The organism is uncultured Salinisphaera sp. (assembly GCF_964012375.1).
Lineage (GTDB): Bacteria > Pseudomonadota > Gammaproteobacteria > Nevskiales > Salinisphaeraceae > Salinisphaera.
This window is the reverse complement of record NZ_CAXGSH010000113.1, coordinates 1-11,170: the sequence shown is the minus strand read 5'-3', so window position 1 is coordinate 11,170 and position 11,170 is coordinate 1. Positions and strand designations below refer to the sequence as shown.

Annotated in this window: 8 protein-coding genes; all 8 read left to right on the top strand. The window is 55.7% G+C overall.

Annotated elements, in window-relative coordinates; all coding sequences use genetic code 11:
- Positions 1-569 (top strand): TolC family protein (locus ABNU97_RS15705; RefSeq protein ID WP_348767617.1); only part of this gene is annotated, 569 nt, incomplete at its 5' end.
- Complete coding sequence (locus ABNU97_RS15700; RefSeq protein WP_348767616.1) at positions 566-1,918, top strand: efflux RND transporter periplasmic adaptor subunit; 1,353 nt, start codon at positions 566-568, stop codon at positions 1,916-1,918. The genes ABNU97_RS15705 and ABNU97_RS15700, both read left to right, overlap by 4 nt.
- A gap of 9 nt (positions 1,919-1,927) precedes the next feature.
- Entirely contained in the window at positions 1,928-5,032 is a 3,105-nt protein-coding gene (locus ABNU97_RS15695; RefSeq protein WP_348767615.1) for a CusA/CzcA family heavy metal efflux RND transporter, read from the top strand.
- 321 nt (positions 5,033-5,353) lie between these two features.
- Positions 5,354-7,006: a phosphoethanolamine--lipid A transferase gene (locus ABNU97_RS15690; RefSeq protein ID WP_348767614.1), complete on the top strand. Its 1,653-nt coding sequence runs from the start codon at positions 5,354-5,356 to the stop codon at positions 7,004-7,006.
- A gap of 31 nt (positions 7,007-7,037) precedes the next feature.
- Positions 7,038-8,390: a Na+/H+ antiporter NhaA gene (gene nhaA, locus ABNU97_RS15685; RefSeq protein ID WP_348767613.1), complete on the top strand. Its 1,353-nt coding sequence runs from the start codon at positions 7,038-7,040 to the stop codon at positions 8,388-8,390.
- A 95-nt stretch (positions 8,391-8,485) separates the two neighbouring features.
- Positions 8,486-8,839 carry a P-II family nitrogen regulator gene (locus ABNU97_RS15680; RefSeq protein ID WP_040608587.1) on the top strand — a complete coding sequence of 118 codons (354 nt, stop codon included), beginning with the start codon at positions 8,486-8,488 and terminating at the stop codon, positions 8,837-8,839.
- On the top strand, positions 8,832-9,737 hold the full coding sequence (locus tag ABNU97_RS15675) for a cation diffusion facilitator family transporter (protein WP_293623284.1): 906 nt from the start codon (positions 8,832-8,834) through the stop codon (positions 9,735-9,737). The genes ABNU97_RS15680 and ABNU97_RS15675 overlap by 8 nt, the downstream gene beginning before the upstream one ends.
- Before the next feature lie 44 nt (positions 9,738-9,781).
- On the top strand, positions 9,782-10,789 hold the full coding sequence (locus tag ABNU97_RS15670; RefSeq protein WP_348767612.1) for an SEL1-like repeat protein: 1,008 nt from the start codon (positions 9,782-9,784) through the stop codon (positions 10,787-10,789).
- The last annotated feature ends 381 nt before the right edge of the window (positions 10,790-11,170 follow it).

Sequence of the window (11,170 nt, the reverse complement as noted above, 5' to 3'; positions counted from 1 at the left end):
GCGCCGTCGAGCGGCGCACGGACTTGCAGGCCGCTGCGTCGCGCGTGATTGCCGCACGGAAAGAATTGTCACTAGCCAATCGCGAAATCATACCGAACCTCACCGTGTTCGGTTTTTACCGCGAAGAAGCGGGTGGTCGTGACAAAGGCGGCTCGGATATTACTGGCGGCGGTATCGGTTTCGAGCTGCCGCTGCTGGATCGCTATGAAGGCGAGCGCCAGATTGCGACTGCGGAGCTAGCGCAGGCCCAGCTCGATCAGGACAACCTTCAGCGCGAGGTTCGACTTCAAGTGCTTTCGGCCATCAGCGCATATGACGCCGGACGAGAACGAGCAGATGCGTTGAGTGATGCGGTTTTGGAGGCCGCGGAGAGTTCTCTCGAACTCACCCGGCGCTCATTCGCAGCCGGCAAGGTCGGGGCAACCGCGATCACGTCTGCCCAGAACAACCTATTTGACGTGCGTCGCGATTATCTCGACGCGCTTGGAGCGCTGGTTACGGCCGGTACCGATCTCGAGCGCGCAACGGGTGGTTTGCTCGTGATGGACAGCCGCGGAGCATCGCAATGAACAGACATGAACTCATGAGTTATTTCCGGATTCCCACACTACTGCTCTTTGCCGCGCTCTTGCTGACGGGCTGTGATTCCTTCAGTGCCGGAGCCGACAATTCACGAACCAGCGAAACGTCCAGACAGCCAGCAGAACGCGGCGAACATAACGGCCATGACGAAGCCGGGCATGCCAGTGATGAACACGATGGCGTCGAAAAAGGCGAACTTGGGTCTGACCACGCTGAAGGCGAAAGTGGCCATGACGGGCACGGGGAAGAAAATCCGGACAGCGTTAAGCTCAGCGCGGAGCAGTTTCAGCAACTCGACATCGCAATTGGCCAGGCCGAAAGCGGTACAGCGAGTGCGTCGATCCAAGCGCCAGCGACGCTACATTTCGACGCCGACCGCGTCGCTCGTGTGGGGCCGCGACTGCAAGCCAAGGTAGTCAAAGTAACGGCGGACCTTGGTGAAGCAGTATCGCGTGGTGAAACACTTGCAGTACTCGATAGTGTCGCCTTAGGCAAGGAAAAGGCGGCATATCTAACAGCGGCCGCGCGCTTTAACACGCGCCAGGCCGCCTACGCGAGAGACCGCAAATTGGCTGCGGATCAGATCGTGAGCGATTCGGATCTCGCTGAGTCTCGTGCCGCATACGAACAAGCAAAGGCGGAGCGACGTGCGAAGCGTGCCGAACTCAAGCTTTACGGCCTCGACAATGCGGCGGTCGATGCAATTCGCAGTGGTGGGGACGAGCCTTTGTCGCGACTTGAGTTGGTTGCGCCCCGCGACGGCGTTATCGCGAAACGCGATCTGGTTGCTGGCCAAACACTTGGTGCTAACGAAACACCGATCCATGTCGTCGATAACACACGGATGTGGTTGATGATCGATGCTGCGGAGCAAGCGCTGCCGTACTTAAAAAAAGGTCAGAAAGTGAGTTTCACGGTACGACCATTGCCGGATGAAAGCTTTATAGGGGTGATCGACTGGATCTCGCCCCAGCTCGACGAACAGGCCAGAACGGTGCGTGTGCGTGCCGTCGTCGAAAACCCTGATGGTTTGCTTAGAGCCGGCATGTTTGCCGATGCCGATATCGACGCCGGGGCGTCTAGCGGTAAGCGCTCACGTATAGCGCTTGTTCCCGTGGATGCAGTGCAACAAATCGGTGAGCGCGAAGGCGTGTTTCTGCCAGCTGGACCCGAGGGCGCTTACACGTTTCAACCGGTAAGCACCGGCTCAGAAAATCAAGGCCAGGTAGAAATCCGGCAGGGGATTCAAGCTGGCGACACCTTGGTTGTGCGCGGCGCATTCGATCTGAAAGCTGCGCTTACCGCCGGTGGCCGTAGCGCCGCACACAGCCACTAGGAGGGCGCCATGATTAACGCAATTATTCGCCTGGCGATGGCGAACCGGCTCATGGTGCTCGTCGCGGTTTTCGCGCTGGCAATCGGCGGCTATTTCTCGCTGCGTGCACTACCAGTGGATGCTTTCCCGGACGCGACGCCAGCTCTCGTACAGGTATATACCGCGAGCGAGGGGCTGTCGCCGGTGGACATTGAAACGTTGGTCTCCTATCCGATTGAGATCAGCATGTACGGATTGCCCGGTCTCGAAAAAGTACAGTCCACGTCCATTTTCGGGCTATCGCGGGTTGACGTCTACTTTGAAGACGGCACGGATATCTATTTTGCCCGACGGCTCGTGAACGAGCGGCTTTCGGAAGCCCGTCGCAACATCCCAAGTGGCCTAGGTGAGCCACAACTCGGTCCTATCACGACAGGACTTGGTCGGATTCTCATGTATACAGTCGAGAATGAGGGAGGCGCGGACTATTCGCTTACAGAAAGACGTACAGCCCAAGACTGGCTGATCAAACCACAGCTGCGTACGGTCGATGGTGTGACTGGCGTGCTCTCGATCGGTGGTTACGAAAAGCAGTATCAAGTCCGCCTGGACATGAGTGCGATGACGGCCCGCGGCTTGACGCCGGCCGACGTTCGCGAAGCGCTACAGCGCAACAACCGAAACGTCGGCGCTTCATTCATCGAGCGCGGCGGCGAGGAATACATTATCCGCGGGTATGGTTGGGTCTCTTCGGGCGAGCAGGGTTTGTCTGATCTGCGCAACACCCGAGTAGACACGCGCAATGATCAGCCGGTTTATATCCGAGATATCGCCGAAGTCAGCTACGGGCGAGCCATTCGACGTGGTGCAGAACTCGCCAACGGCGAAGAATCTGTTGGCGGTTACGTTCTCAAGCTGATCGGAACGGATACCCAGCGCGTCCTCGAGGATACGAATGCAAAGCTCGAGGAAATCAATAAGTCGTTGCCTAACGGTATGGTCGCCAAAGTCTACTACTCTCAGGCCGAGCTAGTAGACAAGGCGATCAATACGGTCGTCGAAGCGCTTTTAATTGGCGCCGTACTAGTCCTGATATTGCTGTACTTGTTCCTGGGCAACTTGAGATCGACACTCATTGTCGTGTCGAGCGTACCGCTGTCGCTACTTGTAGCATTCATTGCTATGCGCGTGTCCGGCTTGTCGGCGAACTTGATGAGCCTCGGCGGGTTGGCAATCGGCATTGGGATGATGGTCGACGGCTCGGTCGTCATGATCGAAAACATCTTCCGGCATTTTGAGGAACAGGACCTCAAGACCGCGAGCATGGCGGATTTGATTGGTGCCGCGGCTCGAGAAGTTGGGCGACCGATCGTTTTCGCGGTCGCCATCGTGATCATTGTCTTCCTTCCGTTGTTCACCCTGCAGGGCGTCGAGGGAAAACTCTTCTCGCCCATGGCTTACACGATTAGCTTCGCGTTGGCCGCAGCTCTGTTGCTATCCCTCACACTCGTACCCGTGCTGGCAATACTGGCATTCCGACGTGTTACCACGATGCGGGAGCCGCGGTTTGTGTCGTGGATGAAGGCCGGTTACCGCCCGATGCGCGACGCCGCGCTAAAAGCACCGATCGTTGTAGTAGGGACAGCGCTCATCTTATTCATTGCGAGTCTCGCTGTTTTTCCGCAATTGGGTACTGAGTTCATCCCGACCCTACGGGAAGGCACATTCATGGTTCGCTCCACACTGCCACCCGGGGCGAGCTTGGATTCCGCGATTGCGTACGGCAAGCGGATACAAGATACCGTCGGAGAATTCGACGAAGTTACCGGCGCCTATTCACGTGTCGGTCGTGCTGAAGTCGGCGGCGATCCCGAACCGGTCAATGTGGTCGCAACGACCATCAACCTGAAACCCCTCGATGCCTGGCGAAGTGGGCGTTCTTACGAAGGTCTTCAGAACGCGATGTCCGAGCGCCTTCAAGCGCGCGTTCCCGGGTTGGCGAATAACTTTTCTCAGCCGATCCAGCTTAGAACCGATGAATTGCTCTCAGGCGTTCAAGCACAGCTCGTGGTCAGTATCTTCGGCGATGACCTCGACAAGTTAGCTGAGGTCGGCCAGCAGGTCGCCGAACTCGCGCGTAATACCACCGGTGCTGTGGATGTGCGTGTCCAGCAGCAGGGCGGCAAACAGCAGATCGTCATAAAGCCAGACCGCGAAGCCTTGTCGCGTTATGGAATTAGCGTGGACGACGTTTTGAACACCGTGTCCGTAGGGGTCGGGGGAGCTTCCGTCGGCCAGGTCTTCGACGGCGTGCGGCGGTTCGATATTTTCCTACGGCTGCAGGCGAACCAACGTGAGCGGATCGATGCGATTCGAGACCTGAATCTTCGGACACCTGGCGGCGCGTTGATTCCGCTGTCACGAGTGGCGAACGTGGACGTCTATACCGGTCCCAAGCAGATATCACGATCGAACGCCAGTCGACGTCTGTATGTGCAGATGAACGTTCGCGGGCGGGACATGGGCGGCGTCGTAAACGATCTGCGTGCCGGTATCGATCGCGACATCGATATGCCGCCCGGTTATTTCGTTGACTTCGGCGGCCAGTTCGAGAACCAACAAAGGGCCATGAAGCGCCTTTATCTCGTCGTACCCGTCACGATGGCGCTGATCTTTTTGTTGCTCTACAGCGCATTCTCGAGCCTGCGCTATGCGGCGCTGATCTTTTTGAACGTGCCGTTCGCAATCATCGGCGGCATTTTCACCCTCTGGTTGTCGGGATTGTATCTATCCGTGCCCGCTGCTGTTGGCTTTATCGCGGTGTTCGGCGTAGCCGTTCAAAACGGGGTCGTGCTGGTTTCCTACATCAATCAGTTGCGTGATCACGGTATGGAGCTCGATGAGGCGGTAAGCACCGGCGCAGAACATCGGCTGCGCCCCGTACTCATGACCGCGCTGACAGCGATCCTGGGACTAATCCCGCTGCTCATGGCTAACGGTATCGGATCGAACGTGCAACGGCCGTTGGCCGCAGTCGTAATCGGCGGCCTCGTGACTTCAACGCTCCTGACGTTATTGGTATTGCCTGCCGTGTACCACTGGTTCGCCGAACCACGGCGCGAAGTCGAGCTGTGAGGAGGGGCTGATCATGGAGGTAACACCCACCCATATGGCGCAAGCCCCGCTCGACCAGGTGATTTCAGGGCAAGCGCCCTCGCTTGATTCGCAGCGGAGTACTGCGAAGAATTCTCACGAATACATCGGCCGAGTGAATGGTGGTCTCGTTTGGAGCTACAGGCATAGTTTAGCGATCTATGCGCTAACTAAATATAAGCCCAATATCATAGGGGCCATTGGGTATAGGTCACTTGTTAGTCAGGGTGTTCCACGCTGCAGGCACCCAGAGTTTTTGGGTGAGCCACAAAACGAAGTCGCAAACGTTTGGAGGTGGTCGCGATGGTAGCGGCCAAATCCTTCGACCATCGGGTTTCGCGCCTGCGTGTGACGACCTCCGTGCTCGCATTGGCCGTGGCGCTGTTTCTAGTGACTACTGCCAATAGCTCATTTTGGAGTGCGGCGGCAAGTGCGGCAGATATTTCCTGGCGGGGGAACTTTGGGTTTTTCGCCGCAATCTTCGTATTTCTCGTCGCCGCTTTCACGTTGGCTATCGCACCATTTGGCTTACGTTTTCTTTTTAAGCCGTTTATTTCCGCGTTACTCGTCCTGGCATCTGTTAATAGCTATTTCATGGACACCTACGGTGTTGTGATTGATGACGGAATGCTGCGCAACACCATACAAACCGACCCTAGGGAGGTTGACGGTTTATTGAGCCCGGTTTTGTTCTGGCACGTGTTATGGGCCGGAGTTTTGCCGGCGTTGGTTGTGTGGTGGGTTCCCGTGCGCTATGCGACTTTTCCTAGACAATTGGGTCGGCAAATATTGACGATGGCGCTAGCTTTAGCAGTAGCCGGGGCGGCACTTTATAGCCATTACAAAGAATTTTCACTAGTAGGGCGCGAAAATCGAAATTTACGTTATTTGATTAATCCGAGTTATTCCATTTACTCGGCTGGAAAGTTGCTGGCTGCCGAGTTAAGTGCCGGTGAGGCGGCACTTCGGCCATTGGGCCGCGACGCCTACCAACGACAGCATAGCTCACCCGGCGGCAAGCCAAGGCTCGTGGTTTTCGTTCTAGGGGAAACGGTGCGTGCTCATAACGCTACCTTGGAAGGTTATGAGCGGAGGACCATGCCGCTCATGGCCCAAGAAGAGATTGTCAAGTTTGACAGCGTATATTCCTGCGGCACTGCTACTGCAGTGTCTCTGCCCTGTATGTTCTCGCGCCAAAACCGCAGCAGTTATGACGAGTTCGTGTCGGATAACAGCGAGAATTTATTAGATGTCCTGAAACACGCCGGGGTACGTGTGCTATGGCGTGAAAACAACTCCGGCTGCAAGGGCGTTTGCGCCAGGGTAAAAACACAAAACACAGCTCAGATGGACGTGCCTAATTATTGCAATGAAGATGGCTGTTTTGACGAAATTTTATTGTATCGGCTGGATGAATCGCTAAACGAGCCCTCGAGAGACACTTTCATTGTGCTTCATCAACAGGGCAACCACGGGCCTGAATACTACAAACGGTACCCGCCTGAGTTTCGCAAATTCCAGCCTGAATGCCGTAGCAATCGCCCGCAGGATTGTAGCCGCCAAGAGCTGATAAACGCCTACGACAACGCCATTTTATATACCGACTTCGTGCTCTCTAGGGTTGTGAAGTTTCTAAAAAGGAACTCCGATCGCTATGCGAGCGCGATGATTTATATGTCCGACCATGGCGAGTCGCTTGGCGAGAGCGGCATTTACCTTCACGGCCTACCGTACTTAATAGCGCCGCATGAACAAACCCATGTGCCGCTGATGGTTTGGACCTCGTCTGATTTTAGGAAGGGGCGGGGACTCGAGCGCAAGTGCATGAGCCAAGTGAATGATCAAGAGTATAGCCAGGATAATTTGTTCGACACGGTTCTAGGTCTGTTCGCGGTACAGACACAGGTCTACCGGCCCGGACAAGACATCTTCGCAGCATGTCCGCCACCGCCTTGACAGGTCGGCAGGTTTGTTAGGAGTGCCACCCATGTCTGATGTGATTTCAGATCAGCATCCCCTGGCCGAGCGGCTGTTACGGCCCATACGGCGCTTCGCGGCGTATGGGCCATCCAGCGGCATTGTTCTGGTTATGGCTACTGCGCTCGCGGTGCTATGGGCCAACTCTGCGGGATCGTTATTACCGGGCTACGCAGACTTTTGGAACACTGAACTTTCTCTTCGTCTGGGCGATGTAGAGCTGTCACTTTCGCTCCACGAATGGATCGATGAGGCATTGATGGCGCTGTTCTTCTTTCACGTCAGTCTCGAGGTGAAGTACGAATTTCTCAGCGGTGCTCTGTCCACCCGAGACAAAGCGGTCCTGCCAGTGGTTGCGGCGCTAGGCGGCATGCTAGCGCCAGTCGCAGTTTTTCTGATTCTTAACCTACCGGCGGGGGATCCCGGGGGATGGGCCGTACCAATGGCGACAGATGTTGCGTTTGCTATTGCGCTTCTCACCCTACTAGGCAAACGGGTGCCCGCGAGCTGGCGGGCATTCCTACTGGCACTTGCGGTTATCGATGACGTCGGCACGGTTGCCGTGATAGCCCTGTTCTATTCGGCGAAGATCACCACTATCCCATTGCTCGTGGTGGCTTTCGGGCTAGCTCTCGTTTACGCGATGCGTCGTGCCGGGGTCCATGCATTTTTAGTTTATTGGTTGGTTGGCGCCGCAATCTGGCTCGCGATGGAGAAATCTGGCGTTCATCCGACCGTCGCGGGCGTCCTGCTCGGGTTCTTGACGCCGCTTTCCACGCCACGCCATACGCATTCATACAATGAACAAGCCGCTGAACGCATTCCACACCTATTACGCGAAGCCCCATCCTCAAAACGTCGACTCCTAGAAGAACTGGAACGCGTTAGGCGAGGCGCATTATCGCCGCTGAATATCCTGCAACATCGGCTAGAGCCGTGGGTGTTATTCCTGATCATGCCGGCCTTCGCGCTCGCCAATGCAGGGGTTGATCTGAGCGAAATTAGTCTCGCTGATAATGCCAGCCTTTGGGTTCTAGTCGGGAGCGGTGTCGGTCTGGTGGTTGGCAAGCCTCTTGGCATTGTAACGGCCGTACGTCTGGCGACCCTCTTGTCCCGAACAAAACTCCCGGATGGTCTCTCTTGGTCAGCTCTGACCGGTCTGGGGCTTCTCGCCGGCGTTGGTTTCGCTATCGCTTTATTCTTGACCAGCCTTGCGTTTACAGATCCGGCGATCGCATCGGCCGCACGCGTTGGCATTTTGGCTGGCTCCTTAATCGCCGCATTGGCGGGGCTGGGATTACTTTGGTTGGTTTTACACAAGAATGATGAAAATCGGGTAGCGCAGAGCAAACACGTCGCGTGAGCTGTACGTAACGGCGGTATGACCGAGCTACTACGGTCACCAGTCACGCCAACGGCACACATCTGCGAACTCAAGCTAGCAAAAGGAGACTGATGGTGAAGGAAATCAAGGCTTATGTACGTGAAATCATGCTCGAACAGGTGATTTCAGAGCTGGCTCATATTGAAGGCATACCAGGAATCGCCGTGGTGCATCTACAAGAATATGGCCACGTTCAGGATGGCGGGTTAGAGCGGGTCAAAATGGCCAAGCTCGAAGTCGATGTGCCGGAATCACTTGCTAGGACAGTGGTTGACGCAATCGTGGCCAGCGGACGCACCGGCGACGGCCATCCAGGCGACGGGAAGGTATTCATATCGGACCTACGGGACGCCATTCGAATTAGCGACGGTCATCGCAACGAGGCCGCAGTGCAAATATCGCCGGAATCGGGGAGCTCAAATGAGTGAACATGACCATAGCGGGCATAGCCATAGCGGTAGCACCAAACTGCTGATCGTATCGCTGGTATTTACGAGTGCATACGCTGGCGTCGAGGTGGCTGGTGGCCTTTGGGCCAACTCACTGGCCCTGATTGCCGATGCGGGACATATGATCACCGACTCCTTATCTCTCGGAATCGGCGCTTTTGCGGCATGGCTAAGTCAGCGTCGCGCATCGAGAACGCATACGTATGGATTTGCGCGCGCCGAAGTTATAGGCGCGTTGGTCAACGTTCTGTTCATGCTGGGTATTGTGGTGTGGATTGTTTTTGCCGCTTTCGAACGACTTGCAAATCCACAGGAAGTTGGCGGAACGACCGTTATGATCGTCGCTTTCATCGGCTTACTCGTAAATGTTGCCGTTGCGTGGATTCTGATGCGGGGCGAAAAAAACATGAACGTGCGGGCCGCACTGTTGCATGTGATGGGTGATTTGGCGGGATCTGTCGCGGCCCTTCTTGCCGGGCTGGTCATTTATCTCACTGGGTGGCTGCCGATCGATCCGCTGTTATCACTCTTCATTAGTCTGTTGATTGGTTTCGCAAGCGTGAATGTTCTGCGAGATGTGCTGCGCGTACTAATGGAAGGCACGCCGAGTCACATTGATATCGATAAGCTAAAGCGGGCTATAGCTGAGGTCGACGGTGTCGTCGAGGCGCACCACGTGCACGTTTGGTCTCTCTCATCGAGCCGACATGCGTTATCGGCGCAAATAAAGCTCGACCAGATCGGATTGTGGGAAGAGGTTCTCCCCAAGCTGCAAGAACTGCTGCAGCGAGATTTTGGTGTCGGACACAGCACATTGCAGCCGGAAACCCACCAAGAAGCTAGCTCGTATTCCGCGGACGCTGCAGCACGCTACTAGATTGCGCAGCTTTAACGGTGGTAACCATGGGAAAGAGGTCTGGAATGGTTCGGTTTGTTATTGCCATATTCGCTAGCTTACTTACTCTGGACCATAGCAACGCTCTCGCGGTCGAAATTACTGCTAAAAGCGAAGTGATCCGAGAGCGTTTTGAGTCGACTCTGCAGCGCGCCGAGCGTGGCGACCCTAACGCACAAAATTCAGTAGGCGGCGCATTGGCTGTGGGAGAAGGCGTGACACAGGACGCCGCCGCGGCGTATCGCTGGCTGCGCAAGGCAGCTGAGCAAGGTCATGCGGCTGCCCAATACAATTTGTACCTTTTGTTGCGCCAAAGCCCTAGTCTTGGGGAAAGCTCGGAGGCTGCAATGCAATGGTTGCAAAAAGCGACCGATCAAGGAATTCTTCCTGCGCAATTCAGTCTCGCAGAACTCTATCGCAAAGGTAGAGCAGCTCACGACAATCGACGTGAGCGCGCCGCAATGTATTACTTATTAGCTGCAAAGCAGGGGTTTGCGGCTGCGCAGTTTTATACCGGATGGTGTTATGAAAAAGGAATTGGGGTAAACCAAAATGACGTTGAGTCCATTCGGTGGTACTTGAAAGCCGCGACCCAGGGTCACGTCGACGCCCAGATTAACTTGGCGGTGAAGTACGCCCAGGGCAGGGGCGTTGATAAAAGCCTGACGCAGGCTCGGCGATGGTTTAAGCGCGCAGCAAGACAGAATTCTGCTGTCGCTCAGTACAACCTTGGTAAGCTGTACCAGCGCGCGCAGGGCGATGAAGTCAATCTTGTCGAGGCCTACGTGTGGGTTTCATTAGCAGCAAACAAAGGGCTAGAAGCGGCTATAAAAGAGCAGGCGCTCATCCTGAGCTTAATGTCCGACGAGCAAATCAAACGAGCCGAAACTCTGATTGCAGACCGGAGCGAGACGCTTAATCGGAATGAAGCTCATGATCGCCAAGTGGCGAGTCGCCGTAGTGTAGGAGCCACAAAACCAATATCTGGACTCGAAGCGTTCGCGCCTGAGCAGGCCGAGGCTTTCGAAGACTAAAAACCGGTTAATGCCACCACTTCTAGTCGGGTGTTTCATCGGCCAAATTAGAAGTGTTACGCCTTGTGCCGTTCGAAACGCGTGCGACCGTCGAAATGTTCTGAAAGAACAAGTCATTTGGCAAATCTGCTCAGAATAGGCGATGTCGGCATCGGCTCACTTTTCCGGCCGAGCACCGTGCGAACACTCAAGGGCTATTTCAGTAGCTGCCTAGGGAAGAATGGTGGCTTGTGACAGCATCCGCCATAGCGGATCTGCTAAGCCGCCCAGAGCGACGGTGAGCGAGGCGCATAAGAAGACAGAGACTGCCGCCCAGTAGCCGAGTATGTGCATGGGCCGTGCCGGCTCGGCGAAATATACGGGTGCCAACACGCGTAGGTA

Excerpts from the sequence above, each read along its gene's own strand:
- nhaA (WP_348767613.1), top strand. The coding sequence starts at position 7,038 with ATGTCTGATGTGATTTCAGATCAGCATCCCCTGGCCGAGCGGCTGTTA.
- ABNU97_RS15675 (WP_293623284.1), top strand. The coding sequence starts at position 8,832 with ATGAGTGAACATGACCATAGCGGGCATAGCCATAGCGGTAGCACCAAA.
- ABNU97_RS15670 (WP_348767612.1), top strand. The coding sequence starts at position 9,782 with ATGGTTCGGTTTGTTATTGCCATATTCGCTAGCTTACTTACTCTGGAC.
- ABNU97_RS15690 (WP_348767614.1), top strand. The coding sequence starts at position 5,354 with ATGGTAGCGGCCAAATCCTTCGACCATCGGGTTTCGCGCCTGCGTGTG.
- ABNU97_RS15695 (WP_348767615.1), top strand. The coding sequence starts at position 1,928 with ATGATTAACGCAATTATTCGCCTGGCGATGGCGAACCGGCTCATGGTG.
- ABNU97_RS15700 (WP_348767616.1), top strand. The coding sequence starts at position 566 with ATGAACAGACATGAACTCATGAGTTATTTCCGGATTCCCACACTACTG.